This is a genomic window from Martinezella lusitana, assembly GCF_010668395.1.
GTDB lineage: Bacteria > Pseudomonadota > Alphaproteobacteria > Rhizobiales > Rhizobiaceae > Rhizobium > Rhizobium lusitanum_A.
The window spans coordinates 15,643-41,303 of record NZ_WUEY01000029.1 but is presented as its reverse complement, the minus strand read 5'-3'; the positions used below and the strand labels follow the sequence as shown (position 1 = coordinate 41,303).

Below are 25,661 nucleotides of genomic sequence, written 5' to 3'. Positions count from 1 at the left end.
CTAAGCCAGGGCTGGACTTTCGATCAAATCGGAAAAGACGCAAGAGACGTGTGCACCGTAGCGCGCACCATCATGATCCATCGTGACTGAACGCGATATACAATGATCCGTTAGGTCTTGAAGGGATCAGAACCCACGACCCCGTGGTCACAAAAAGGCCGTTGCCTCGAATTTTTAATAGCATACTCGGCTGGACCTCGATGGAATGACCGATTTGGGGTCGAGGACGGTCCCGCAGGTTTAGGTCGCCGGAAGGGAGAACCCGCCCTTCGCCCTTCTCCAGCATTGCTGATGTCAACGGCTTAAAAATCGGCTGGTCGGAGACCGCTACTCATTCATGATCCGGGTAAACTGTACCGATACTGGCATTCCGTCAAATTCGCGCGGAGGCATTCAAGTCAACAACGCCGGTCTCAGCTCATGAGGTTGCCATTTCCATCAATGGCAACGGTTTCGGTGAACTTGGCAGCGGTTCTGTATCGTCTGGAAGTTATGTCGATATTGAAGCCGGGGACACGCACTATCGTACTTCGGAGGGTGGCAACATGTATATGACGTCAGCCTACTACCCCAATTTCTCTTGGGTTTATGCCGACAGCGAAATTGCTAGACCTATAGCAGTCGGGTTCATCACGGCCATACGCGTCCTTGACCGCGATCAAATCAACGTCGCACCGGTGATGAACAAAGTCGGGACCTGACTCTATGTCACTTTCTCAACGCCTTTTGCCGGCAGAAAATTCGTTGTCGGCAATGGAATTGAAGGACACGTCATCTCCCAGCAAAATTACGACGACACCAGTCGCCAAATGACGTCATAAACCCCTTAGGCGACGCGAATATCGACGGTGAAATCGGCCTTCTGATTGACGAGGTCATCAAACGATAGCCTTGTTGTTTTCCACAATGTGGTTGTTACTTTAAGACGCACACCCTAGACTTGTTGATCTGACTGTGGTGTGAGGGAGCATAGCAACTACTTTAGGACGCAATGAGAATGAGAATCATCGCGCTATTGGTGAGCATTTCTGCCTTGTTTTGCGTGGGCTGCGACAGGAGTGATCAATCACCAGATGTGCACATCGTGGGCTTCTTCACCCCGCGCGGAACACCTCCCGAACTAGTTCGGCGTGTAGATTTCGCGATAGTTAACGCGGCAGATCCAAATCAAGTAGAATCCAGCTTGAAGACCGCCACGGGAACGTCCTTTAAAGTATCTTTCAATTTTACCGGAATAGCGACCGATCGCAAACCGTCTAATGCGATCTCGATGCAATACCAGGATCGCACCGGTTCCAAGCACACCAAACATTTTGACCCAATTTTACCGGCACCGAAACTGAAGCAGTTCCCCGACGACGCTACTATTCGGAAGCGCCTATCGCCGTACTTTGACCTACTCGCCAAATATTCCGAGAATGCCGGAACGATATATCTCGCGGATGAACCCTATCTAAATGGCTTAGCGAAATCAGAGATGGAACGCGCCGGCGCTGTCGCCCGCCAAGAACTAGATAAGCGTGGACTCCAGTCTGTGAAGCTCGGTGTCATCTTTTCCGGCGGAATGTTCGACCGGCGTTATGCATACGAGATGGACAAGGAATCCGGCGAATACGCGAAGAAATGGGACTGGTGGTATGAGCACGGCAACGCTGTGCTGCGCGGTTTGGAGACCGATCCCACCGTAGATCCGTCGGCTTTCAAGCAGTGGGTGACACATTTCAGTCGCGTAAGGCTAACAACCTACGACCTTGCGGGGAATATGTACATTGAGGGCGGCATTCCGGAGGGATACGATGTCGTCGGCTACGATTTGTATCTCGGCACCGTATTGCTAGACGCCACTTATGAAAACTCTCTGTCCTGGTTTGCCTCAAATTTCCCGAATACGGGATGCGCGCAGTTTGCAGGACAGAAGATGAGCCAAATCAGGGCCAAGTTGTCATTTTTTCAAGACGGCCCGCCGCTCGTTGGTCAAAAGTACATTGAGAGTGATAGAAAATTACTGGATTCCATCTTTGAATGTCGAATGAAAGCAACGACTACAATGCTACGCCGCACCCTTGCAGGCCGCAAAGCTGATATTCTTTTGATTTCAGGATCAAGTGCCAACGATGTGCGAGAATATGATTCAGCCGGAAATCCCGAGAAGCAGCAGCCCGAGGAGATCATCGAGCAAAGGGTTCTGGATGAGGTGAAACGCGCGCTTGCCTACTATCGAGAGGAGGACTTTGCCGCCGGAGTAGCCTTCCTTCCATATGAGCACGAATATGATGATTCGATAGATTTGTGGATCGGCGGTGTTTCAGACATGCCAAGCGTCATGGCAGAAATATACAAGATCACACTCCCGTAAGCCGCTAAGCGCGGCTGCCATCCCAGGCATACGCGAGACGAGCTTTGGGCGGTTTGCGCAATAAAATACTGACCTTACATGGTCGACCGTTCCTGCTATAAGGCACGATATCTTGACTTTAGAGGGAATTGGTGACTCAAGGGCTTCCGTTGGATATTCTCGCAAAGGGTGCAGCAGATCTCATATCTGAGGCTTTCTCGATACCGCCGTCGTCGCTCCGGCCTTCGTGATCATCTAAGGGTGCGAAAGGAATTCCCGAGGCCGCAAACCGCGCTTTACAACTATAAACGACGACCCACGGTATCGAACTGCGATACTAAAATTGAAAAAATAGAAATTATGATTTAAAATCAACATACTGAGAGATCAGTATGATTCCCTATTGAGGTTCCCATGCGCATCGCAGTCGGAGGCATTCACATCGAATGCAGCACCTATAATCCCGTCCTGAATGAAGAGAAGGACTTTCGTGTCTTGCGCGGCGCGGATTTGACCGCCGCACCCTACTTCGCCTTCCTCGGGGATTACGATGGTGAGTTCCTGCCGACCATTCATGCCAGAGCCATCGCCGGCGGCCCGGTCGCCCGCCATACATATGAGGCCTTCAAGGCTGAATTCCTGGAGCGTCTGAAGCCGTTGCTGCCGCTGGACGGGCTCTATCTCGCCATGCACGGCGCGATGTATGTCGAAGGCATGGAGGACGCCGAAGGCGACTGGATCAGCGCTGCGCGCGCCATGGTCGGCGAAAACTGCATGGTCTCGGCCAGCTACGACCTGCACGGCAACGTCACCCAACGCATCATCGATGCGCTCGACATGTACTCCACCTATCGCACCGCGCCGCATATCGACGTCGAGGAGACCATGCGCCGCGCCGTCAGGATGCTGACGGAAAGCCTGAAGACCGGCGTGAAACCGATCCTGCTCTGGGCGCCGATCCCGGTGGTCCTGCCGGGCGAGCGCACCAGCACCGTCGACGAGCCGGCCAAGAGCCTCTACGATATGCTACCTGGAATGGATGCCATCGACGGCGTCTGGGATGCGTCGCTCATGGTCGGTTACGTCTGGGCCGACGAGCCCCGCACCACGGCAGCCGCCATCATGACCGGCACGGATCGCGCCGTGCTCGAGCGTGAGGCAAAGCGTCTGGCACGAGCTTATTGGGATGTGCGCAAGGATTTCGTTTTCGGCTGCGAGACCGGCTCGATCGGGGAATGCGTCGCAAGAGCAATTGCGAGCGAGACCGCGCCCGTGGTGCTGGCCGAATCCGGCGACAACCCGACGGGTGGCGGCGTCGGCGACCGCGCCGATGTGCTGGCGGAACTGATTGCCAAGGGCGCCGCAGGCGTCATCTTCGCCGGTATCGCCGACAGGGCTGCGACGGAAGCCTGCTATGCGGCAGGCGTCGGCGCCACACTCGATCTCTCCGTCGGCGCATCGCTCGACACGAAAGGAAGCCAGCCGGTCAAGGGCAATTTTACCGTCAAGTATCTGCTCGATGTCACCGAACCGAGCGATGCGCAGGCCGTGGTTTCGATCGGCGGTATCGACCTGGTGCTGTCGGCCAAGCGCCGCCCCTATCACAATATCGCCGATTTCAGCCGTCTCGGGCTCGATCCACGCAAGGCCCGGATCGTCGTCGTCAAGTCCGGCTACCTCTCGCCGGAACTGGCGCCGATCGCCAATCCGAACCTGATGGCGCTGTCGCCCGGTGTCGTCGACCAGTTCGTCGAGCGGCTGCCGCGTCTGCGCAAGACGAAGCCGACCTATCCCTTTGACAAGGATTTCGATTTCACGCCCATAACGGCACTTTCGGCGCGCGCTATCGGTCGCTGACCGTCCCGGCAAGCACCGAAAAGCCCGAACATAATCGTTCCGTCATATTACACAGGCGACCCGTTTCCGCAGGTCGCCTTTCGCATTACGCACAAACATTGTGCATTGCTCGAATTGCTCAAAAAAGAGCTTGACGATGAAGTTGAGTTGAATTTCTATTGAACCAATTCCAAATTGGTTCATCCCTCGCCATGGCAACCAGCAGCCTTCCGGAGAATTCGGTTCATGCCCTGGAAAGGCTTCGGGGGCTTCTGAACTCCGCCGATCTGCCGGCGGACGGAAAGCTTCCGACAGAACGAGCCCTCTCGGAGACGCTGGGCGTCAGCCGACGCGCGATCCGACGCGCGCTGGAGGTGCTGGAAGCGGAAGGCCGCGTCTGGCGGCGTCAGGGCTCCGGAACCTATGTCGGACAGCGGCCGGACGAGTGGAGCCAGCATGTCAGCACCCTTGTCGCCGATACGGATCTGATGGAGGTCATGGAGGTCCGGCTGCGTATCGAACCGCAACTGGCGCAGCTCGCCGCCATGCGCGCCAAGCCCGACGACATCGACCGCATGTATGAGCTGGCGAAGAAGATCACCGCCAGCGACGATGCCGACAGCCGCGAACTTTGGGACGGCGCGCTGCACCGGCTGATTGCGCAGAGCGCCGGCAACCAGTTCTTTCTGACCATTTTCGACGTGATCAATCATGTCCGTCAGGACGAAGCATGGCAAACCATTCGCGAATTGGCCCGCAGCATCAACAAGACGCGCCCCGTCTCTTACGCCCAGCATATGGCGATCATCGATGCGATTGCTGCGCGCAATCCCATGAAGGCGGCCGAAGCCATGCGCGAACACCTTCTGATGCTTCAGGAAAGCCTGGTCCGCATCACGTCCCTCGACGCGCAAAACCCGCAGCTGCGATTGACCGGGGAGGCGGGCTGAGCATCGGCACGACACCGCGACGGATAACGACCGGAGAGGAAGACGGTCGAAGACGCGGGTGAACGACAACCATAAACAGGAGAACGAAATGAAGATCGCCCGATTCCTGACATCGCTTGCCGCCGGCGCCGTGATCGCGCTGCCGGCTTTTGCCGTCGAACTCAAGATCGGCCTGCAGGACGATGCCGACGCGCTGGATCCGGCGCAATCACGCACCTTCGTCGGTCGCATCGTCTATACCGCGCTCTGCGACAAGCTCGTCGACGTGACGCCGGACCTGCAGTTCGTGCCTCAGCTTGCCACATCCTGGAAATGGTCCTCTGACGGCAAGCAGCTCATCATGGAACTGCGCCAGGGCGTGAAATTCCAGGACGAGACGCCGTTCAACGCGCAAGCGGTCGTCGACAACATCCAGCGCTATCAGACCCTGCCGGAATCGCGCCGCAAGAGCGAGCTTTCCTCCGTCGAGAAGGTCGAGGCATCAGGCGAATATCAGGTGACGTTTACCTTGAAGGCACCAGACGTCACGCTGCTTGCCCAGCTTTCCGACCGCTCCGGCATGATGGTTTCGCCGACCGCGGCAAAGGCTGCCGGCGCGAAATTCGGCGATCATCCCGTCTGCTCCGGTCCGTTCAAATTCGTCGAGCGCGTGCAGCAGGACCGCATCGTGCTGGAGAAATTCCAGGATTACTGGAACAAGGACAACATCTTCATCGACAAGGTCACCTACCTGCCGATTCCCGATACGACGGTTCGCCTGGCAAATCTGCGCTCCGGCGACCTCGACATGATCGAGCGCGTGGCCGCATCCGATGCGGGCACGGTCAAGAGCGATTCCAATCTCGTCTACGCGGATGCCGTCGGCACCGGCTGGCTCGGCGTCTATGCCAATATCGGCAACGGTCCGCGCGCCGACAATCCGATGGGCAAGGACAAGCGTCTGCGTCAGGCATTCTCGCTAGCGATCGACCGTGAGGCCGCCATGCAAATCGTCTTCGACGGCACCGGACTTGCCGGCAACCAGCCGTTTGCGCCCAACAGCCCCTGGTTCGACAAGGATGTTCCCGTGCCGGCCCGCGACGTCGACAAGGCCAAGGCGCTGATCAAGGAAGCCGGATTCGATCGCATTCCGGTCGAGCTTGCCGTCGCCAACAATCCCGTTTCCATGCAGATGATGCAGATCATCCAGTCGATGGTCGCCGAAGCCGGCTTTGACGTGACGCTGAAAACAACCGAGTTCGCGACGCTGCTCGACGCGCAGTCGAGCGGCAACTACCAGCTCAGCCGCTCCGACTGGTCCGGACGTTCCGATCCCGACGGCAATATCCAGCAGTTCGTCACGACCGGCGCCGGCCTCAACGATTCCAAATATAGCAATCCCGACGTCGACAAGTTGCTGCTCGAGGCCCGCCAGTCGCAGGACAATGCCGTGCGCAAGCAGAAATACGATGCCGCCGAGACGATCCTGAACGAGGACCTGCCGATCATCTTTCTCGGGCACCAGGCCTGGATCTGGGCCTACAACAAGAAAGTCTCCGGCTTCGTGCCCTCGCCTGACGGCATGATCCGTCTTGTCGGCGTGAAGAAGAGCGGCTGAGCTAGCAACGCCATGCGGGCTCCCTCCCGCATGGCTCTTCCGGTATTCGACACCGCGCCGAGGATCTGCCCATGTATAGCTATATCGGAAAGAGGCTACTGGTCGCCATACCGACGCTGCTGATCATTTCGATCTTCGTTTTCTCGCTGCAAAAGCTTCTGCCCGGCGACCCTGTTCTGGCCATGGCCGGCGAGGAGCGCGACCCGCAGGTTCTCGAGCTGCTTCGCGAGAAATATCGCCTGAACGATCCCGTCATCTATCAATATGGCTACTGGCTGCAGGGAGTCGCCAAGGGTGATCTCGGCGTCTCGCTGCGCACCAATCAGCCTGTTCTTACGCTCGTTGCCGAAAAGCTGCCGGTGACGATCCAGTTGGCCGTCATGTCGATGATCTTCGCTTTCGCGATCGGCATTCCCATGGGCATATTGGCGGCGGTAAAGAAGAACACCATCATCGATTTTCTGGCCAACATCGTCGCCCTGTGCGGCCTGTCCGTGCCGAACTTCTGGCTCGGCATCATGCTGATCCTGCTGGTCTCGGTGAAGCTGCACTGGTTGCCGGCCTCCGGATACCAGCCGTTCTTCGAGGACCCCTGGCGCTCGATCCAGACCATGCTGATGCCGTCCTTCGTCCTCGGCAACGCGCTTGCCGCGACGCTGATGCGTCATACCCGCTCTTCCATGCTGAGCGTGCTCAGTGCCGATTACATCCGCACGGCCCGCGCCAAGGGCCTTCCGGAAACAGCCGTCGTCCTGCAGCATAGCTTTCGCAACGCCATCCTGCCCGTCGTCACCGTCAGTGCCCTGCTCTTCGGCGAGCTTCTGGCCGGCGCGGTGCTGACCGAGCAGATCTTTACCATTCCGGGCTTTGGCAAGCTCATCGTCGATGCGGTCTTCAACCGGGATTATGCGGTGGTCCAGGGGGTCGTGCTCTGCACGGCTATCGGCTTCATCGCCATGAACCTCATTGCCGATATTCTTTACGTCCTCCTCAATCCGCGCATGAGGGCAGCCCTATGAGCATGATCGTCCAGGCGACCGCAGCAGGCACTTCGGCCAAACGCGCGCCCAGTCGCGCCTGGCGGAAGCTCAGGGCCAACAAGGGGGCATTGGTCGGGCTCGCCATCATCCTCTTCTTTACGGCTCTCGCCGCACTGGCGCCGCTCCTGCCGATCCCGGATCCGGTCGCCACGAGCTGGTCGGCGATCCGCAAGGCGCCATCAGCCGCGCATTGGCTCGGCACCGATGATCTCGGCAGGGACATCCTGTCTCGCATGATCTGGGGGGCGCAGGCATCGCTGATGGCCGGCATCTTCTCGGTCGCCATCGCGGTCGCGATCGGCGTGCCGTTTGGCCTGATTTCCGGCTATTACGGCGGCTGGATCGACCAGATCATCTCGCGCATTACCGAAGCCTTCCTGGCGATGCCGTTCCTGATCACCGCCATTGCCCTTGCCGCCTTCCTCGGGCCGAGCCTCACGAATGCCATGATCGCCATCGGGCTTTCGGCGACGCCGGTCTTCGTGCGGCTGACGCGCGGCCAGGTGCTGGCGGTCAAGACAGAAGAGTATGTGGAAGGTGCCCGGTCGATCGGGCTGCGCCACTTCAGCATCATCACCCGCTACATCCTGCCGAACGTCTTTGCACCCATCCTGGTACAGGCCACGCTCACCATCGCAACCGCGATCATTGCGGAAGCGAGCCTCTCCTTCCTCGGCCTCGGACAGCAGCCTCCCGCCCCGAGCTGGGGCTCGATGCTCAATGTCGCCAAGAATTATCTCGAACAGGCGCCCTGGATGGCCATGTGGCCAGGTGCCGCCATTTTTCTCGTCGTGATCGGCTTCAACCTCCTCGGCGATGGCCTGCGCGATGCGCTCGACCCGCGCGAAGCATGAATAAACTGAAAGGATGCCCGCAATGACCGCATTCACCACCCGCCCCGAAATCCTCGGCACCTTCGGCGTCGTCACCTCGACGCACTGGATCGCGTCGGCCGTCGGCATGAGCATCCTTGAAAAAGGCGGCAATGCCTTCGACGCGGCCGTGGCGACCGGCTTCGTGCTGCAGATCGTCGAGCCGCATCTCTGCGGCCCCGGCGGCGATATGCCGGCCATCCTCTATTCGAAGAAGAAGAACAAGGTCGAGGTCATCTGCGCCCAGGGACCGGCGCCGGCCGGTGCGACGATCGAGCACTATACGAACGAAGGGCTGAAGCTGATCCCCGGCGACGGCCTGCTGGCCACCGTCATCCCCGGAGCCTTCGACGGATGGATGCTGATGCTGCGCGACTACGGCCGGCTGACCGTCCGCGACGTTCTCGAACCGGCGATCCACTATGCCGAAAGCGGGCACCCCGTCCTGCCGCGCGTCTCGGCCACCATCGCCGGGCTTGCCGATTTCTACCGCAAGGAATGGCCGACCTCCTACGAGACCTGGCTTCCCGGCGGGACCGTCCCGGAACCCTGGTCCAACTTCAGGAACCCCGTGCTCGCCGAAACCTGGAAGCGTGTCGTCGCCGAGGCGGAAAGCAAGAGCGACCGCGAAGCGCAGATCGAAGCTGCGCGAGATGCCTACTATCGCGGCTTTGTGGCGGAAGCGATCGACAGCTATGCCAGCAAGACAGCCGTCATGGATGCGAGCGGCGAGCGCCACAAGGGGGTGCTGACTGCCGATGACATGGCCAACTGGCAGGCCACTATCGAGGCGCCTCAGACCTATGATTATCACGACTGGACCGTCGCCAAGATCGGCCCGTGGGGTCAGGGACCCGTGTTCCTGCAGACGCTGTCGCTGCTCAAGGGCTTCGATCTCGCCGGCATGGATCCGGCCGGGACCGACTTCGTCCATACCGTCACCGAAGCCATGAAACTCGCCTTCGCCGATCGCGAGGTCTATTATGGCGATCCGAATTTTACGACCGTGCCGCTCGACACCTTGCTCTCGGACGCCTACGCCGCCGAACGCCGCAGGCTGATATCGCTGGAAGCCTCCCTCGCTCTGCGCCCAGGCAAAGTGCCCGGCTTCGAGGACCAGTACGATCTCACCATGAAGATGCTCGAGGCGCCGGAAGCCAAGAGCGGAGCGGTCTATGAGCCGACAATGTCGCATCTCACCGAGAAGCGCGGCGATACCGTGCATATCGACGTCATCGACCGCGAGGGCAACATGGTGTCGGTGACGCCTTCCGGCGGCTGGCTTCAATCCTCCCCCATCGTGCCCGGCCTCGGTTTCTGCCTGAATTCCCGCGCCCAGATGTTCTGGCTGCAACCCGGACTGCCTTCCTCGCTTGCGCCCGGCAAGCGACCGCGCACGACGCTTACCCCGACGCTGGCGCTGCATGAAGGGCGCCCGACGCTCGCTTTCGGCACGCCCGGCGGCGATCAGCAGGAGCAATGGCAGCTTTCCTTCTTCCTGCGCTATGTCCATCACGGCCTCAACCTGCAGGAAGCGATCGACAAGCCGTTGTTCCACAGCACGCATTTCCCGAGCTCGTTCTATCCGCGCACCCGCGAGCCCGGCGGCCTGACGGCGGAGGCGAATTTCGGCGAAGATGTGCTCGAAGCGCTCCGCAGGAAGGGCCATCAGCTGACCGTCGCGCCGGAATGGACCGTCGGCCGGCTGACCGCCGCGCGGCACGATGCATCGGGCCTTTTGCGCGCCGCTGCAACCCCGCGTCTGATGCAGGCCTATGCCATAGGGAGGTAGAGCCCCCCAGCAACCATCAAAGGCGCTCAGCGATGTCCGAGCAATGCGCAAAATCATGTAAAGGGAACCGATGACGACCAACGCCGCGCAGACGATCGACCCGAACAGGCAGCCTGTCCTTTCCGTTTCCCATCTGACCACCTCGTTTCTCGTCGATGGTGAGTGGCGCTCGGTCGTCAAGGACATCTCCTTCGACGTCATGCCGGGGGAAACGGTCGCCATCGTCGGCGAGAGCGGCTCCGGAAAAAGCGTAACATCGCTGTCGATCATGCGGCTGCTTGCGAGAGCCAGCAGCCGCATCGAGGGTTCGATCGGGCTCAACGGCCGCGACCTCCTCTCCTTGCCGGAGGCTGAAATGCGCAGGGTACGCGGCAAGGATATCGCGATGATCTTCCAGGAGCCGATGACATCACTCAATCCGATCTTCACCATCGGCCGGCAGATTTCCGAGGCGTTGACCTGCCATGGCAATCTTTCCAGGGTCGACGCGAAGGCGGAAACGATCCGCCTGCTGGAAAAGGTGCGCATCCCCAACGCATCCTCGCGCTTCGACGAATATCCGCACCAGTTTTCCGGCGGCATGCGCCAGCGCGTGATGATCGCCATGGCGCTTGCCAGCCGCCCGAAACTGCTGATCGCCGACGAGCCGACGACCGCGCTCGATGTGACCATCCAGGGACAGATCCTCGATCTCATCAAGGTGTTGCAGGAAGAGGAAGGCATGTCCGTCCTCTTCATCACCCATGACATGGGCGTTGTCGCGGAAATTTCCGATCGCACCATCGTCATGTATCGCGGCGAGGCCGTGGAGACCGGCAGGACCGACGATATTTTTCATCGCGGCCGGCACCCCTATACCCGTGCGCTGCTGTCGGCGGTGCCACGGCTCGGTTCGATGAAGGATCAGCCGCAGCCGCTACGCTTTCCGAGCGTCGATATCCATACCGGCGAACGCAGTGAACCGAAACCGCTGGCGGATACCGTCGATCACGGCAAGACGCCGGTGCTGGAGGTTAAAAATCTTGTCGCTCGCTTCGATCTTCGCGGCGGGCTGCTCGGTCGGCCGACCGGCGCCATCCATGCGGTCGAAAACGTTTCCTTTGCTCTGTCTCAGGGGGAAACCTTGTCGCTGGTCGGCGAATCCGGTTGCGGCAAGTCGACGACGGGCCGGTCCATCATGCGGCTGATCGACCCCCGGTCGGGCGAAATCCGCCTCGATGGCTATGACGTCATGAAGCTCAATGCGGTCGAGTTGCGCCGGATGCGCCGCAGCATCCAGATGATCTTCCAGGACCCGTTTGCCAGCCTCAATCCGCGCATGACGATCGGGGCGGCCGTGGCAGAACCCTTCATCGAGCATCGTCTCGGCTCGCGCGGCGAGGCACGCGAGAAAGCCGCGGACCTCTTGGAGCGCGTTGGCCTGAAGGCGGATATGATGAGCCGCTATCCGCACGAATTCTCGGGCGGCCAGCGCCAGCGTATCTGCATTGCCCGTGCGCTCGCGCTTGATCCGAAGGTGATCGTCGCCGACGAGAGCGTCTCTGCGCTCGATGTGTCCATCAAGGCTCAGGTCTGCAATCTCCTCATGGATCTGCAGCAAAGCCTCAATCTCTCCTACCTCTTCATCTCGCATGACATGGCCGTGGTCGAGCGCGTCAGCCATCGCGTCGCGGTGATGTATCTCGGCGAAATCGTCGAAATCGGCCCGCGCGCGTCGGTGTTCGAAAATCCGCAGCATCCCTATACCAGGAAGCTGATGGCAGCCGTGCCGGTGCCTGACCCGTCCCGGCGCGGCATCAGACGCAACCTTGCCGTCGACGAGTTGAAGAGCGCGGTACGGCCCGTCGGCTACATCACGCCGCGCCGACAGTATCGCGAAGTGTCCAATGGCCATCTGGTCCGGATGGAAGAAGTCGCCTGAGCCGGTTTCCGGCCTTGACGATATCGAAATCCAGGCAAATATCGGCATCCTGTTTCCACCTCATCTGGAGTTGAATGAAATGACCGACAGCGTTCTCGATATTCCGGTCAATAGGATCGACGGCAGCGAGACGACGCTTGCCGACTACAGCGGCAAGGTCATCATGGTCGTTAACGTCGCGTCCAAATGCGGCCTGACGGTGCAGTACGAGGGGCTGGAAAAGCTCTATGAGGACAAGCGCGACGATGGTCTCGTCATTGCCGGCTTCCCCGCCAACGATTTCAAGGGGCAGGAGCCGGGCACCGATGAAGAGATATTGAGCTTCTGCACGCTTACCTACGATGTGCAGTTCCCGATGTTTTCCAAGATCGCCGTCACCGGAGAAGAGCGCCATCCGCTCTATGACGGCCTTATCGCCTCCGGCGTCGAGACAATCGGAGACGGCCCGATGCGCGAACGGCTCGCAAAACATGGCCTTGAAACCGGACAGGACGGCGGCATCGTCTGGAATTTCGAGAAGTTCCTGATCGGCCGCGACGGCAAGGTTGCCGCCCGTTTTGCGCCTGATGTAACGGCCGACGATCCACGCCTGCTGTCGGTTTTGGAAAAGGAGCTGGCACGCGCCGGCTAAGGCGCCCAGCACTCAGCAAACTTCCAAAACAGCAAATTGCGTCAATAGGTTGCACTCATTTTCACGGCACGGCTGGGTATGCTCAGCCGGATGACGTAATTGCCCGCCTTCCGGCCCGGGAGTATCCTTCCCCCATCCGAATACATCGCGACGGAACGCCGCATCAATTCTGATGGGAGGATGTCATGCGCGAACCTGATATGCAGAAACTCGATGCCTTGGTCGGGCGCCTGGTGGGCGATCTCGGTGCGGCGGTCTCGGGCGTGTTGGTAACACTCGGGGATCATCTTGGCCTATTCAGGGCCATGGCGGACGGAACACCGATGACGTCGGCCGAACTGGCCGACAAAGTCGGTGTGAAAGAGCGCTATGTGCGCGAATGGCTGTCGGCTCAGGCGGCGGCCGATTATGTGAGCTATGACGACGGGACGGAGCGTTTCCATCTGACGCCCGAACAGGCAATGGTGTTTGCGGAGGAAAACGGCCCGGCCTTCTTCACCGGAGCCTTCGAAGTCGTCCAATCCATGTGGCTCGACGAGCCGAAGATCACCAACGCCTTCAAGACCGGCAGCGGCCTTGGCTGGCATGAGCACAGCGCCTGCCTGTTCCGCGGCACGGAGCGGTTTTTCCGTCCGGGCTACAACAGCCATCTCGTTACGGAATGGATACCCGCGCTGGACGGTGTGCATGAAAAGCTTGAAGCGGGCGCCACCGTCGCCGATGTCGGCTGTGGTCACGGAGCATCGACCATCCTGTTGGCGCAGGCCTATCCAAACTCGGCCTTCTTCGGCTTCGACTATCATCTGCCCTCGATCGAGCGCGCGAAAGCGGCCGCGAAGGAGGCGGGTGTGGCCGGCCGCATCACGTTCGAGCAGGCAAGTGCCAAGGATTTCCCGGCTGCCGGCTACGATCTTGTCGCAATGTTCGATTGCCTCCACGACATGGGCGATCCGGTCGGTGCGGGTAAACATGTCAAGGAAAGCCTCACCGACGACGGGACCTGGATGATCGTCGAGCCCTTTGCGCATGACTGCCTGAAGGATAATCTCAATCCGGTCGGCCGCGTCTTTTACGGCGCATCGACGATGATCTGCACGCCGGCCTCGCTTTCGCAGGAAGTCGGCCTGGGCTTGGGCGCACAGGCAGGCGAGATGAAGTTGCGGAAGGTTGCCATGGATGCTGGTTATTCGCATTTCCGCAAGGCGACCGAAACGCCGTTCAACATGGTCTTCGAGGTCAGGGCTTGAAAATTGCGCCGCGCTCCATCGAACGCGGCGCAAGTGACGTTTTACAGACGCTGCCCGTCTTCGCCGAACAACGACGCCAACGCCGGCTGGAAATAGACCGGCTGCTCCCGATCGAGCGCGACATCCTCGTCGGCATCGATCCGCACGGACATCGTCTCCTTGCCGACCTGGCCCCAGATCAGATTGTCCGAGCCCATGGGCTCGACGATGGTAAAGGTCGCGGGCAGGTTCGAAACGCGGCTGCCCGCGGGCTGGAACTGCATCTGCTCGGGACGAACGCCGAGCGTCGCCTTGCGGCCGTCGCCGGGCGTGCCTGAAAATTCGTAGCCGTTGAGATCGATCTTGCGGCCGTCGGGCAATGCGAAGGCCGGCACGCCACCATCGCTCGTCAACTGCCCGGACAGGAAGTTCATCGAGGGCGAGCCGACGAAGCCTGCGACGAAGCGATTGACGGGGCGCCGGTAGATTTCCTTCGGCGAGGCGAATTGCTGGATGACGCCACCGCTCATGACCGCGATACGATCGGCGAGCGTCAGCGCCTCGATCTGGTCGTGCGTCACATAGATCATGGTGGAGCCGAGGCCGCTGTGCAGACGCTTGAGCTCGACGCGCAATTCGGTCCTGAGCTTGGCGTCAAGGTTGGAAAGCGGCTCGTCGAACAGGAAGACGTCGACGTCACGCACCAGGGCGCGGCCGATGGCGACGCGCTGGCGCTGCCCCCCGGACAATTCACCCGGTCGCCGTTTGCGCAAAGGGTCGATCTGCAGGATCTGCACGGCGCGGTCGACGCGCTGGGCAATCTCGTCCTTCGCCATGCCGGCGATGCGCAGCCCGAAGGAGAGGTTCCCCTCCACCGTCATCGTCGGATAGAGCGCGTAGGATTGAAACACCATGCCGATGCCGCGATCCTTCGGCTCTTCCCAGGTGACATTCTTGTCGCCGATCCAGATCTGGCCATCGGTGATGTCGGTAAGCCCGGCGATCGCATTGAGCAAGGTCGACTTGCCGCAGCCGGAGGGGCCGAGCAACACGATGAATTCGCCGGACTGTATTTCCAGATTGAGCGACTTCAGGACGTTGACGCTGCCGAAATCGATTGCAAGTTCGCGAATGGAGACATTGGCCATGAGCTATCCCTTGACTGCACCGGCGGTAATGCCGCGCACGAACCAGCGACCCGAGCCGAAGTAAACGATCAGCGGCACCAGGGCGGTGAGAATGGTTGCCGCCATGTTGACGTTGTAGAGCTTTTCGCCCTGGGTGGAGTTGACGATGTTGTTGAGCTGCACGGTCATGGGGAAGTTTTCCCGGCCGGCGAAAACGACGCCGAAGAGGAAGTCGTTCCAGATGCCGGTCACCTGCAGGATCGCCGCCACCACCAGGATCGGGATCGACATCGGGATCATCAGCAGGAAAAAGATCTGCCAAAGCCCGGCGCCGTCGATGCGCGCCGCCTTGAACAGCTCCATCGGCAGGCTCGAGTAATAGTTGCGGAACAGCAGCGTCAGAACCGGCAGGCCGAACACCGTATGGGTGATGATGATGCAGGGCAGCGTCGAATAGATGCCGATATCGCGATAAATCAGGACCAGCGGATAGATGAATACCTGATAGGGAATGAAGGCGCCGAGCAACAGGATGGCAAAGAGCACGTTTGCCCCCTTCACCCGCCAGAAGGACAGCGCATAGCCGGTCAGCGACGAGATCAGGATCGACAGGATCATGCTCGGAATGAGGATCTTCACCGAATTCCAGAAGCCGACGCTGATGCCGCCGCATTCAAGCCCGGTGCAAGCCGTACTCCACGCCTGCACCCAGGGGTCCACCGTCCACATCTGCGGAAAGGCGAAGATATTGCCCTGCCGGATCTCCGGCATGGATTTGAACGAGGTGACAAGCATCACATAGAGCGGCAGCAGGAAGAAGAGTGCCGCGACGACGAGAAAAAGGTAAAGGCCGATGCGTCCTGGGGTCAGATGCTGCGGCTTGCGCCCGGTCGGACCCTGCATGGCACCAGTGACGGAAGATGGCGTCGTCATCAGTTCCCCCTCGGCTTTTCGCGGAAATATTCATAATAGAGCCACGGCGTCACCAGGATGACCACCGTGATGAACATCACCGTCGATGCTCCCGTCGCAAGCGCGATATTGCCGCGCCCGAAAAGGTAATCCATGATGAATTTCCCGGGCACTTCGGTCGATATGCCAGGGCCGCCGCCTGTCGTCGCCAGAACCAGCTCGTAGACCCTGACGACCGCGATCGCCAGAAGCACGCTGGCGGTGATGATGGTCGGCCGCAGGATCGGGATGACGATATGGAGATAGACCCGCCAGCTCGGTATGCCGTCGATGCGCGTCGCCTTCCACAATTCGCGATCGACGCCGCGCAGCCCCGCCAGCATGATTGCCATGACCAGGCCCGTCGATTGCCAGATGCCGGCAAGCACGATGACGTAGAGGGCGAGATCGCTCTGGACGATCCAGTCGAAGCGGAACCACGTAAAACCGATGCTGTCTGCAACCTTCTGCAGGCCGAGCGTCGGATTCATGATCCACTGCCAGACCAGGCCGGTAACGATGAACGACATCGCGAAAGGATAGAGAAAGATCGTGCGGAAGGTATTTTCGAAGCGGACCTTCTGGTCGAGCGCAACGGCGAGCAGAAAGCCGAGGATCAGACAACCGGCAATGAACAGCACGCCGAAGACCACGACATTCTGTAGTGATATCAGCCAGCGCGCTGTCGCAAACAGTCGCTCATACTGTTTCGTGCCGACGAAGATGTTGACCGGCAGCACCTTGCTGTCCGTAAACGATATCCAGATGTTCCAGACGACGGTGACGACATAGGCCAGAAGCACGATGGCGAAAGCCGGGAACAGGGCCAGATAGGGCGAAAGATGGATCCTCCTGCGGCTTGCGCTCGCAGGCGCGACAACCGTCTTTACGGCGGCGGCGCTCGTGTCTGAGGTGCTCATGGCGCGCTCCTTCTCAGCATTCATGGAAGCCGGCGGCAGGAGTGCCTGCCGCCGCATGGATGTCGATCGAAGCTTACTTCGCCTGTTCAATCACCTGTGCGAACTGATCGGCGAACTGGTCTGCCGTCATGCTGGGCGTCGTCCAGTATTGAGCGATAAGGTCGCCTTCGGTCTGGACGATGTCCTGCGGGGTCAGCACATCCGGTGCAAGGATCTGGCGGCTCGGATCCTTGAGCGCGTTCAGACCCTTCTGAGCGCAGGCGTCGAGCTTCGACGTATCGACATCAAGACGCACGGGCACGGAACCCTTCTTGGAGTTGAAGGCAAGCTGGCCCTCCTTCGACATGATGACCGTTGCCAGCAGGGTCTGTGCGTCGATCGCCGTCTTGTCCTTCAGGACCGGGAAGACGAAGATATCGCCGCCCATCATGAAGTTGGATTCGCCCGGTCCGAGAATGCAGCCGAAATCCTTGTCGGCGACGAGGCCGGCATGAATGAATTCACCCTTTGCCCAGTCACCCATGAACTGGATACCCGCCTTGCCGTCCACCAGCATACCGGTCGCTACGTTCCAGTCGCGGTTCGGGCTGCCAGGATCCTGATAGTTGCGCAGCTTGGCGAAGACTTCGGCCACATGCTTGAACTTGTCGGACTTCACGGCATCCGTGTCGAGATCCTTCCACACCTTGCCGTAGAGTTCCTTGCCGCCTTCCCCAAGCAGGATGGCGTTGAACATCGACTGCAGCTGCCAGGGCTGACCGCCGACGGCGACCGGGATCAGGCCGGCGGCCTTGATCTTGTCGAGCGCCGCAAACATTTCATCCCAGGTCTTCGGCTCTTCCGTCACGCCCGCCTTCGTGAAGACGGCCTTGGAATAAAAGACCCAGTTCTGGCCATGGTCATTGATCGGAGCGCCGTAGATATGACCCTGAAATTGGATGGCCTGATAGAAGGCCGGCGTCAGAACCGATTTCCAATCCTGTTCCTTGGCAAGATCATCGAGCGACCGCAGCAGGCCTTGCTGGGCCAATTCATTCATCTGCGTGCCGGTGTTGAACTGCATGGCCGTCGGCGGATTACCGCCGATGATGCGGTTGATGCCGATCGGACGAGCCGTCGAGCCGGATCCTGCAATCGCAGTATCCACCCATTCGCCGCCGGCGTCATTGAAGGCCTTGGCCAGTTCCTTCACGGCGGCGGCTTCGCCGCCGGAAGTCCACCAATGCAGAACTTCGGCTTTCTTGCCATCGGCAAGCGCGCCGGTCACGCTCGTAGCGACCAGCGCCGTGGCGCCAACCAATGCCATCATCAATTTACGCATACGTTCCTCCTCCTTTTTGATTGCGTTCTCCAACGCCTGTGTTCAGCCGCCGCCGTCCCCAGACATCGGATGCCGAATTCAACGATCCTCCAAAACCGTGCCGTCGGGCCTCCATTCCCTTCGGCAAGCAGGCAATGCTTTCTCAGGCATGCCCCTTCGTCAAGCCCACAGTCCGAAAGGACTGCATTTTCCCAACTTTATAGCGCAGCCTATACGAAACGTCCCTCTTTAATTGCAGGCGATATCGGGTCGGGACGACCGCAGCTGCTGTGAATTGCAACCACCCTGCGCGACTGGGCCGAGCGTTCGAACGCGGTCATGACCTCCAGTGCATGGAATGCCAGTTCCGACGATACGCGATGCTGCCGTCCGGAGCGAAGGGAATCCACCATTTCCGCGGCTCCCAGTCCGCGCAGTCCGAGATGTCCGGGCACGCCTTCCGTATAGGGGTGATCGACGGGGATCTCTTCCCAGTCCTCGCCGCCATCGCGGAATATCTCGACCTTTCCGGTAAAGTTGTTCGGATCCGGCGTCACCATCGTCCCTTCGGAGCCGTAGAGCTCGATCTGATTATGCTTGTGCTTGATGACATCGAAGCTGGTGGCGATGGTGACGGTCGCGCCGCTGTGGAATTCCATCACCCCTGTCAGATGCGTCGGCACCAGCACCTTGATCGTTTCGCCGCGATGAGGGTCGGTTTTTACCGTGCGTTCGATGCGGGTGATCTTGGCGGTTCCGAAAATCTCGCGCACGGGGCCGAGCAGAGCAATCAGGTTGGTGACGTAATAGGGACCGACATCGAGCATCGGGCCGCCGCCGCGACCGTAGAAGAAGGCAGGGTTGGGATGCCAGTGCTCATGGCCGGGCAGGAGCAGCATGGCGGTGGCGGAGATCGTCTTGCCGATGCGCCCCTCGTCCAGAAGCCGGCGGGTCAGCTGGTGGCCGCCGCCGAGGAAAGTGTCGGGAGCGCAGCCGAGCCGCAAATCTCCTGCCCGGGCGATCGACATCAGCTCCTCGGCCTCGGCCATGGAGACGCCAAGCGGCTTTTCCGAATAGACATGCTTGCCGGCGAGAAGCGCCTTCTTGCTGATGGCATAATGCGAGACCGGCGTCGTCAGATTGATGATCAGGCCGATTTCCGGGTCGGAAAGCATCGCATCGAGCGCGACGGCTTCGATGCCGAACTGATCGGCGAGCTTCCGCGCCGACGTGTCGTAGAGATCGTAGACCGACTTCACGCGAATGAAATCGAACATATGCAGGGTCGCGACATAGGTGGCGCTGATATTGCCGGCGCCGACGATGCCGACTTTCATGGGCTGAGTGCTCATTGAATTGCCTCTAGGAAATGATGATATCAAGCTCGGCGGCAGCGGCGCGCAGATAACTCATGCCGCGCCGCATCTCGTCGTCGAATTCCGGTGTCGCTTCCCGGAAATGCGTCCAGTGCGAGGCCCCCGGCGCATCTTCCAGCTCGAGCGTGATCGGACCGGAATAACCGATGGCCCGCAGCGCTGCAAAGATCGCCTTCCAGTCGATCTTGCCCCGCCCTGGCCGCCAGTGGGCGTTCGTATGGCCCTCATTATCGGAAAAATGCGTGTTGAAGATGCGCTTGCCGAGCGCCAGCACGACATAATGCGGCATGTCGCCGGCGGGAAAGAGATGGCTGGGATCGAAATTGAGGCCCAGATTGGCAGCGCCGGTGCGCTCGATCAGGCGCAGCATCCCCTGGCCGGAACTGACCCAGCGATAAGGGTGCGGCTCGATCGCGACCCGCAGGCCGACGGCAGCAGCAATCTCGCAACCCCGGGCGAACCCCTCGACCACGGCATCATATTCGCCTGTCCAGTCCCACTGCGGCTCGACGGCAGCGCTCCATTCCTGCGAAATCGGACGTTGCAGGATCGGCTTGACGTCGGACTGGAACGGATAGGGCGTCATGCTGGTGACGATCGGCGCGCCGATTGCAGCCGCCACATCCATTCCGCGCTTGTAGCCATCCAGATCGACCGTCGAAACGGCGGCATCCGCGGCGCGGCTGAACGGCAGATTGAAGAAGAAATTGGTGAGCACCAACCCTTCTCCGTCGGCAATCCCCTTCAATTCGCGAATGGTCTCGGGCGTATAATAGGCCAGCATATCCACCGACCATGCGGTCAGCTCAAAACCCTTGCAGCCCGTGCGGGCAAGCCGCCTGAGCGGCGCCTGGTAGGGCGGGTTCCAATTGAAGGTCCAAATTGGCGATCCGAAAAAAAGCGAGCCGTCGCTCACGTCATCCTCCCTTGGAATGCGGCGCGATGCCTGAGGCATGGCCTCCGCTCTTACATCGATATCCCTTGCCGGTGGTCTCCTCACCCGTATCCGGCAATTCGTAACGTTACGATTATAGAAAAGAAGGCCGCTGTCAATGCGATATTTTTCGCCTTCCTGCATGATATACAGACGGAATTTCATAATCCGTAACGTTACGAATAACTTCCGGGCATCTCCTCACATTGCAAGTCGCAGCGCTGCTTATCCGTGACGTATCTGACTCTGATGATCCACGAATGCGGCGCTGACGATTTCACGCAACTCAGCGGGGTCCTCGCCGGCGATCGCCCGATGCAGGAAGGCGGCCAACCGCTCGCCTATGGCATGGTTCGAGTAATAGAAGGTGCTGAGAGGCGGATTGAAGAAATCCGGCAATGCCGTGCCGCCATAGGTGATCAGGGCGAAATTGCTGCCGGCCTGCCGCCCCGCATCGCGCAAGCCCGCGAGGAAGCCGAGCGCGGCCTCTTCGCTCGCCACGAAAGCAGCGGTCGCTTCCGGGTTCTGGGCCGCTATGCGCCTTGCCATCTCGCGACCATTGTCCGGCGTTGCCGCGGTGAAATGAATGCAATTGTCCGGGACGTGCAGATGGCGTTCGGCAAAGGTCCTGCGCCAGCCGCGCACGAATTGCAGGCTGTAGGTGAATTGATCGCTGGGCGCGATCAGCAACGGCATCGGATGACCCGCATCGAGAAGCAGGCGAGCCGCCTGCGCGCCGATTTCCTCATGATCGAGATCGATGCTCGGATGAACGCTCAAAAGCTCGGTTCGGCCGAAGGTGACGAAGGGCATACCGGTTTCAAGCAGATATTTGACGCGATCGTCCTGCGGGGTCGTGTGCGTGATGACGATGCCGTCGACCGATCCCTCCTCGACGATATCGCGCACGGTCGCCAACGGATCATCCGCCTGCAGCTGCGGTACGATCGTCGTGCGGTAGCCTCGTGCCTTCATGTAGCGCGAAGCGCCCTCGATCAGCGAGGCGACGACGATATTCATTTCCCCTTCTCGCCCGAACGGCAGCACGATGCCGATGGCGTGGGTCTTGCCGGTACGAAGATTGATGCCGCCGAGATTGGGGCGGTAGCCGAGCTCGCCCGCTACGCGCTTGACGAGTTCGATCGTCTCGCGATTGACCTCGGGACCTTCCTTCAACGCGCGGCTAACGGTTGTGACCGAAAGGCCAAGAGCCGTCGCAACCGTTCGCAAGGTCACGCGCTGACCTGCTTCGCGCCGCAAGCCGCGTCCTACCGCCAATCCCTGCACCTTCGACAAATCATTCCGCTCCGCCATATCGGCGCGAGAATGCCCGCAGGCGGGTGATGATGCAAGCGCAGGCTGCGATCAAAGTAGAAGAGGAAGAGCTGCGTGCCTGGGCTGTCGATCTGATGTCGGCAGGCCATACAGGACACAACCTTAAGCATCAATATTCAGCCAGCATTCAGAAAAGCAATTTTAAAGTGCACATTGTTAGTCATTCCATCATCGGGGGGAACTCATGGATAAGTACACCAAGACCGTATTGACCGTCATTGCCGTCGCGCTCGTGCTGATCGCCACGCAGAATACAATCACGCCGGCAAAAGCCCGCGGCGGATGCGGCGAAGAGTCGTATAATCCCTGCTTCGTAAAACTCGTAAACTGACGGGGCTAAACGCCCGTCGCTCGATACCATAAACGTTTGGACCTGCCGCTGCTTGATAGCGGCAGGTCCAAAACTATTGTTCGGGATCGCAGGGTGCGTATCAGCCTGTCCAGAAATTCCTTGGACAAGCCTGTAAGGGTTAGCTTTGGTCCGCGATCTTGCGAGCCGCCTGAATGGCCGTGCGCGCGCCGGCGCGCAGCTGTGCCGTTTCAGTGCCGGCAATGACGAGATCGAGGCCAAGTTTCAGATATTGCCCGGCGCGGTCTCCATCGCTGCCGAAAGCGCAGATGACCTTGCCGTGGGCGCGGCAACGCGCGAGCGCGGTGGCAAGCGCCTGATCGATTGCAGCACTGTCGGGCGCAAGCCGCGCGCCATTCGAAAGCGCGATCGACAGATCGGACGGGCCGACGAAGATGCCGTCGATGCCGTCAACGGCAAGAATCTCGTCGATCGCATCGAGCGCCGTGCGGGTTTCCACCATGGCGATGGTCACGGTCAGGCTGTTGGCGCTCTGCAGATAGTCTTCGGCAGGAATGCCAAAATGATTGAGAGCAAGCGAAGGCCCCCAGCTGCGCTCACCGAGCGGCGGATATTTCGTCGCCTTCACCAGGGCGCGCGCATCGTCGGCGGAATTGATCATCGGCGCGATGATGGCGGAAGCGCCGGCATCCAGAAGGCGCGAGGCGGAAGCAAAATCGCCGACCGGGATGCGGGCAATCGCCGGCTTGCCTGCAAGCCTCACATGGGCAACGCCGCTGGCGGCGGACGCCATGTCCCACATGCCATGCTGCATGTCGAGCACGACGGTATTGAAATCTTCCTGCGCGAGATGATTGACCAACATCGGATCGGGCGTACCGACCCAGGCCGCAATCATGCCGCCATTCTCGCGGCGCTTCAGGCGTCCGGCAAAACCGTTAATGTCAGTCGTTGTCATGTTTCCTCGCTTATCAATAACAGGCCCTATTTTTGAAGGCAGCCTCAACCGCCAGATCAAGGGCGGGCCGTTGCAATCGACAATACTCAATTCTCATGGCCGAACCACTCGAAAGTGAACAGGAGCCGCATTCAAATCGCAAAAGAGCAGCTTCGATAAGCTCGGTTATCCAGTCGACAGCTAATTTCCAATCTGCCGGACAAACATGACAAATAAGCAGATATCATCGTTGCTTGGCCAATTAGCCACACCGGCAATACGACGAAGACATCACCGGGGACAAACGATGCCGTCGATCGGCCGGCATCATCGATCCGCAAGTCGCTTCATGCACAGGCGCGCCGCGGAACATGGCGGAAGCCTCTTGCAAGCAGCTCAAGAAGGGCGCCCAGCGAGCCATTGACCGCGCACGGGATGTCCCCACCCTTCGCAAGGCCAGGGACGATCACCGCCCCGCAAAACGCTGTTTCGCAAAGTCGGTGACGGGTGTGTAGAGGCTGACGAGCGTCCCCTCGGGATCGCGAATCTGTCCTGCCCGGTTGCCCCATGGCATCAGCTTCGGTTCGTGTACAACCTCCACCTTGTCCTTCAGCCGGGCGAATTCTGCATCGACATCGTCGACCTGGAATTCGATGATAACGGAGCGATTGGCACAGGGTTCGGCGCTCCCTTCGCGGAACAGGGCGACCGTCTCGGCGCTTCCGATCGCGAGCGCCGCCGCCGGGGTAACGATCTCGGCAAAGACCGGCGCCAGCCACTCTGCCGCCTGGCCCGTAATCATCTCATAAAAGCTGACGACCTTTTTGATGTCGGCGGCGATCAGGCGCGTGGATGCTAATTTCATCGGATACTCCTTCAAAAGGCCGGCACACTCTCTCTTTGTCGGCTCGAAGGCTCTTGTCGCATGTCCCTGCTGCCAGCATACTGGCAGCAGGAGTCAGTATGAATGCGCCGCGCCGACCGTTTGTTTCAGATCATACAAATTTTGCGCCGGTCGAGCCGACCGGTAACCGCCGCCGCGCTGGCGGACGAGCTCGAAGTATCGAAGCGGACGGTTTATCGCGACGTCGCCGACCTGATGGGCCAGCGGGTGCCGATCGAGGGCGAGGCGGGCTTCGGATACCTGCTTTCGCCTGACTATTCGATGCCGCCGCTGATGCTGACCCCCGAAGAGATCGAGGCGGTGGTCCTCGGAGCGCAGTGGGTTGCGGGCCGTTCCGACAAGATCCTCGCCAATGCCGCACGCGATGTCGTCGCCAAGATCACCGCGATTGTTCCGGCACATCTGCGTCCCTTCATCGCCGAGCCGAGCGTTGGCGCCAGACCGGTCGTCCAGCGAGCGGAAGAAGAGACCATCGACCCCGCGATGCTCCGCGTAGCGGTCCGCGAAGGGCGAAAGCTTCGGCTGCGCTATCGGACGGACGCAGGCGAGGAAACCGAACGGACCGTGTGGCCCGTCATCCTCGGTTATTCCGATACCAGCCGAATCCTGGTGGCATGGTGCGAGCTACGCCAAGACTTCCGACATTTCCGCACGGACAGGATTCTCGAGGCCGATGTGCTCGGCGAAAGTTATGGCCTACGGCCAGGCGAACTGCGTCGTCGCTGGTCTACCTGGCGAGAGGCTCAACTCCATCCATCAGGGCCGCCCGCTCTGCGCTGAACAACGGTGGCACGCCAGCTTCAGCGAATGCTGGCTTGGCCGCCGGTATTGGAGCCTCAAGCATCCATTGTTAGACTGGGCGACACCTCGTAGATCAAAACGACATCTTGGAGACAGGAAACATGGCGCTCAAGCGGATGGACAACGTCGGAATCGTCGTCGAAGACCTCACAGGGGCGATTGATTTCTTTCTCGAACTTGGCCTTGAGCTCGAAGGGCGGGCGACGGTCGAAGGAGAATGGGCCGGACGCATCACTGGACTGGGTGATCAGCGTGTCGAGATTGCCATGATGCGCACACCGGAAGGCCACAGCCGGCTCGAACTCTCCCGCTTCCTCACGCCACCTGTCGTCGCGGATCATCGGAATGCCCCGGTCAACGCCCTGGGTTACCTCCGCGTCATGTTCGCCGTGGACGACATCGACGAAACCCTTGCAAGGCTTCGCGCACGCGGCGCGCAGCTCGTGGGCGAAGTCGTCCAGTATGAAAACGCGTACCGGCTCTGCTACATCCGCGGGCCTGAAGGGCTTCTCATCGGGCTCGCCCAGGAGCTCGGCTGAGTGCGGTACGAAGGCAAATATGGCAAC

Annotated in this window: 22 protein-coding genes; 13 read left to right on the top strand and 9 right to left on the bottom strand. The window is 60.0% G+C overall.

What is annotated here, in order from left to right; genetic code table 11:
• Window positions 1-997 precede the first annotated feature (997 nt).
• The 10 genes from GR212_RS32900 (at window position 998) to GR212_RS32855 (ending at window position 14,221) form a co-directional block, all read left to right on the top strand.
• Window positions 998-2,356, top strand: a complete 1,359-nt coding sequence (locus tag GR212_RS32900) for a hypothetical protein (protein WP_163993527.1) — start codon at window positions 998-1,000, stop codon at window positions 2,354-2,356.
• Window positions 2,357-2,749: 393 nt separating this feature from the next.
• Entirely contained in the window at window positions 2,750-4,192 is a 1,443-nt protein-coding gene (locus tag GR212_RS32895; RefSeq protein ID WP_163993525.1) for a M81 family metallopeptidase, read from the top strand.
• Window positions 4,193-4,383: 191 nt separating this feature from the next.
• Window positions 4,384-5,121, top strand: coding sequence for a FadR/GntR family transcriptional regulator (locus GR212_RS32890; protein ID WP_163993523.1), 738 nt, complete (start codon window positions 4,384-4,386; stop codon window positions 5,119-5,121).
• An 88-nt stretch (window positions 5,122-5,209) separates the two neighbouring features.
• Window positions 5,210-6,718 carry an ABC transporter substrate-binding protein gene (locus tag GR212_RS32885; protein ID WP_163993521.1) on the top strand — a complete coding sequence of 503 codons (1,509 nt, stop codon included), beginning with the start codon at window positions 5,210-5,212 and terminating at the stop codon, window positions 6,716-6,718.
• A 71-nt stretch (window positions 6,719-6,789) separates the two neighbouring features.
• Entirely contained in the window at window positions 6,790-7,737 is a 948-nt protein-coding gene (locus tag GR212_RS32880) for an ABC transporter permease (RefSeq protein WP_163993519.1), read from the top strand.
• Window positions 7,734-8,612 (top strand): ABC transporter permease, encoded by an 879-nt coding sequence (locus tag GR212_RS32875; RefSeq protein ID WP_204326861.1) that lies wholly within the window; start codon window positions 7,734-7,736, stop codon window positions 8,610-8,612. The genes GR212_RS32880 and GR212_RS32875 overlap by 4 nt, the downstream gene beginning before the upstream one ends.
• Before the next feature lie 22 nt (window positions 8,613-8,634).
• Window positions 8,635-10,422 carry a gamma-glutamyltransferase family protein gene (locus GR212_RS32870; protein WP_163993517.1) on the top strand — a complete coding sequence of 596 codons (1,788 nt, stop codon included), beginning with the start codon at window positions 8,635-8,637 and terminating at the stop codon, window positions 10,420-10,422.
• A 70-nt stretch (window positions 10,423-10,492) separates the two neighbouring features.
• A complete protein-coding gene (locus GR212_RS32865; protein WP_163993515.1) occupies window positions 10,493-12,343 on the top strand; it encodes an ABC transporter ATP-binding protein in 1,851 nt (616 codons plus the stop codon).
• A gap of 79 nt (window positions 12,344-12,422) precedes the next feature.
• Window positions 12,423-12,974 (top strand): glutathione peroxidase, encoded by a 552-nt coding sequence (locus tag GR212_RS32860; RefSeq protein WP_163993609.1) that lies wholly within the window; start codon window positions 12,423-12,425, stop codon window positions 12,972-12,974.
• 185 nt (window positions 12,975-13,159) lie between these two features.
• Window positions 13,160-14,221, top strand: coding sequence for a class I SAM-dependent methyltransferase (locus GR212_RS32855; RefSeq protein WP_163993513.1), 1,062 nt, complete (start codon window positions 13,160-13,162; stop codon window positions 14,219-14,221).
• Between the two features lie 41 nt (window positions 14,222-14,262).
• Here the strand turns inward: GR212_RS32855 and GR212_RS32850 are convergent, their stop codons facing one another.
• The 7 genes from GR212_RS32850 to GR212_RS32820 form a co-directional block, all read right to left on the bottom strand.
• Entirely contained in the window at window positions 14,263-15,348 is a 1,086-nt protein-coding gene (locus tag GR212_RS32850; protein ID WP_163993511.1) for an ABC transporter ATP-binding protein, read from the bottom strand.
• Between the two features lie 3 nt (window positions 15,349-15,351).
• Window positions 15,352-16,260: a carbohydrate ABC transporter permease gene (locus tag GR212_RS32845; RefSeq protein WP_163993509.1), complete on the bottom strand. Its 909-nt coding sequence runs from the start codon at window positions 16,258-16,260 to the stop codon at window positions 15,352-15,354.
• Window positions 16,260-17,198: a carbohydrate ABC transporter permease gene (locus tag GR212_RS32840; RefSeq protein WP_163993508.1), complete on the bottom strand. Its 939-nt coding sequence runs from the start codon at window positions 17,196-17,198 to the stop codon at window positions 16,260-16,262. The genes GR212_RS32845 and GR212_RS32840 overlap by 1 nt, the downstream gene beginning before the upstream one ends.
• A 73-nt stretch (window positions 17,199-17,271) precedes the next feature.
• A complete protein-coding gene (locus GR212_RS32835) occupies window positions 17,272-18,519 on the bottom strand; it encodes an ABC transporter substrate-binding protein (protein ID WP_246726160.1) in 1,248 nt (415 codons plus the stop codon).
• 209 nt (window positions 18,520-18,728) lie between these two features.
• The gene (locus GR212_RS32830; protein ID WP_163993506.1) at window positions 18,729-19,850 is read right to left on the bottom strand and encodes a Gfo/Idh/MocA family protein; all 1,122 of its coding nucleotides are present in this window, start codon (window positions 19,848-19,850) and stop codon (window positions 18,729-18,731) included.
• 10 nt (window positions 19,851-19,860) lie between these two features.
• On the bottom strand, window positions 19,861-20,829 hold the full coding sequence (locus GR212_RS32825) for a sugar phosphate isomerase/epimerase family protein (protein WP_163993504.1): 969 nt from the start codon (window positions 20,827-20,829) through the stop codon (window positions 19,861-19,863).
• Window positions 20,830-21,033: 204 nt separating this feature from the next.
• Window positions 21,034-22,095, bottom strand: a complete 1,062-nt coding sequence (locus GR212_RS32820) for a LacI family transcriptional regulator (protein ID WP_348643587.1) — start codon at window positions 22,093-22,095, stop codon at window positions 21,034-21,036.
• Between the two features lie 232 nt (window positions 22,096-22,327).
• On the opposite strand from GR212_RS32820, the gene GR212_RS36990 reads away from it, so the two are divergent.
• Window positions 22,328-22,474 carry a hypothetical protein gene (locus GR212_RS36990; protein WP_204326860.1) on the top strand — a complete coding sequence of 49 codons (147 nt, stop codon included), beginning with the start codon at window positions 22,328-22,330 and terminating at the stop codon, window positions 22,472-22,474.
• A gap of 139 nt (window positions 22,475-22,613) precedes the next feature.
• On the opposite strand, the gene GR212_RS32815 is transcribed toward GR212_RS36990, so the two are convergent.
• Both GR212_RS32815 and GR212_RS32810 read right to left on the bottom strand, forming a co-directional pair.
• The gene (locus tag GR212_RS32815) at window positions 22,614-23,411 is read right to left on the bottom strand and encodes an HpcH/HpaI aldolase family protein (protein ID WP_163993500.1); all 798 of its coding nucleotides are present in this window, start codon (window positions 23,409-23,411) and stop codon (window positions 22,614-22,616) included.
• A 445-nt stretch (window positions 23,412-23,856) separates the two neighbouring features.
• Window positions 23,857-24,255 carry a VOC family protein gene (locus GR212_RS32810; protein WP_163993498.1) on the bottom strand — a complete coding sequence of 133 codons (399 nt, stop codon included), beginning with the start codon at window positions 24,253-24,255 and terminating at the stop codon, window positions 23,857-23,859.
• Window positions 24,256-24,357: 102 nt separating this feature from the next.
• Between GR212_RS32810 and GR212_RS32805 the strand changes: the two genes are divergently transcribed.
• Both GR212_RS32805 and GR212_RS32800 read left to right on the top strand, forming a co-directional pair.
• Window positions 24,358-25,074, top strand: a complete 717-nt coding sequence (locus GR212_RS32805) for a helix-turn-helix transcriptional regulator (RefSeq protein ID WP_163993496.1) — start codon at window positions 24,358-24,360, stop codon at window positions 25,072-25,074.
• A gap of 122 nt (window positions 25,075-25,196) precedes the next feature.
• Window positions 25,197-25,634, top strand: a complete 438-nt coding sequence (locus tag GR212_RS32800) for a VOC family protein (protein WP_163993494.1) — start codon at window positions 25,197-25,199, stop codon at window positions 25,632-25,634.
• Window positions 25,635-25,661 lie beyond the last annotated feature (27 nt).

Excerpts from the sequence above, each read along its gene's own strand:
- GR212_RS32815 (WP_163993500.1), bottom strand. The coding sequence starts at position 23,411 with ATGACAACGACTGACATTAACGGTTTTGCCGGACGCCTGAAGCGCCGC.
- GR212_RS32835 (WP_246726160.1), bottom strand. The coding sequence starts at position 18,519 with ATGCGTAAATTGATGATGGCATTGGTTGGCGCCACGGCGCTGGTCGCT.
- GR212_RS32850 (WP_163993511.1), bottom strand. The coding sequence starts at position 15,348 with ATGGCCAATGTCTCCATTCGCGAACTTGCAATCGATTTCGGCAGCGTC.
- GR212_RS32860 (WP_163993609.1), top strand. The coding sequence starts at position 12,423 with ATGACCGACAGCGTTCTCGATATTCCGGTCAATAGGATCGACGGCAGC.
- GR212_RS32895 (WP_163993525.1), top strand. The coding sequence starts at position 2,750 with ATGCGCATCGCAGTCGGAGGCATTCACATCGAATGCAGCACCTATAAT.
- GR212_RS32825 (WP_163993504.1), bottom strand. The coding sequence starts at position 20,829 with ATGCCTCAGGCATCGCGCCGCATTCCAAGGGAGGATGACGTGAGCGAC.
- GR212_RS32800 (WP_163993494.1), top strand. The coding sequence starts at position 25,197 with ATGGCGCTCAAGCGGATGGACAACGTCGGAATCGTCGTCGAAGACCTC.
- GR212_RS32855 (WP_163993513.1), top strand. The coding sequence starts at position 13,160 with ATGCGCGAACCTGATATGCAGAAACTCGATGCCTTGGTCGGGCGCCTG.
- GR212_RS32875 (WP_204326861.1), top strand. The coding sequence starts at position 7,734 with ATGAGCATGATCGTCCAGGCGACCGCAGCAGGCACTTCGGCCAAACGC.
- GR212_RS32900 (WP_163993527.1), top strand. The coding sequence starts at position 998 with ATGAGAATCATCGCGCTATTGGTGAGCATTTCTGCCTTGTTTTGCGTG.
- GR212_RS32870 (WP_163993517.1), top strand. The coding sequence starts at position 8,635 with ATGACCGCATTCACCACCCGCCCCGAAATCCTCGGCACCTTCGGCGTC.
- GR212_RS36990 (WP_204326860.1), top strand. The coding sequence starts at position 22,328 with ATGGATAAGTACACCAAGACCGTATTGACCGTCATTGCCGTCGCGCTC.
- GR212_RS32810 (WP_163993498.1), bottom strand. The coding sequence starts at position 24,255 with ATGAAATTAGCATCCACGCGCCTGATCGCCGCCGACATCAAAAAGGTC.
- GR212_RS32885 (WP_163993521.1), top strand. The coding sequence starts at position 5,210 with ATGAAGATCGCCCGATTCCTGACATCGCTTGCCGCCGGCGCCGTGATC.
- GR212_RS32805 (WP_163993496.1), top strand. The coding sequence starts at position 24,358 with ATGCGCCGCGCCGACCGTTTGTTTCAGATCATACAAATTTTGCGCCGG.
- GR212_RS32845 (WP_163993509.1), bottom strand. The coding sequence starts at position 16,260 with ATGACGACGCCATCTTCCGTCACTGGTGCCATGCAGGGTCCGACCGGG.
- GR212_RS32880 (WP_163993519.1), top strand. The coding sequence starts at position 6,790 with ATGTATAGCTATATCGGAAAGAGGCTACTGGTCGCCATACCGACGCTG.
- GR212_RS32865 (WP_163993515.1), top strand. The coding sequence starts at position 10,493 with ATGACGACCAACGCCGCGCAGACGATCGACCCGAACAGGCAGCCTGTC.
- GR212_RS32830 (WP_163993506.1), bottom strand. The coding sequence starts at position 19,850 with ATGAGCACTCAGCCCATGAAAGTCGGCATCGTCGGCGCCGGCAATATC.
- GR212_RS32890 (WP_163993523.1), top strand. The coding sequence starts at position 4,384 with ATGGCAACCAGCAGCCTTCCGGAGAATTCGGTTCATGCCCTGGAAAGG.
- GR212_RS32840 (WP_163993508.1), bottom strand. The coding sequence starts at position 17,198 with ATGAGCACCTCAGACACGAGCGCCGCCGCCGTAAAGACGGTTGTCGCG.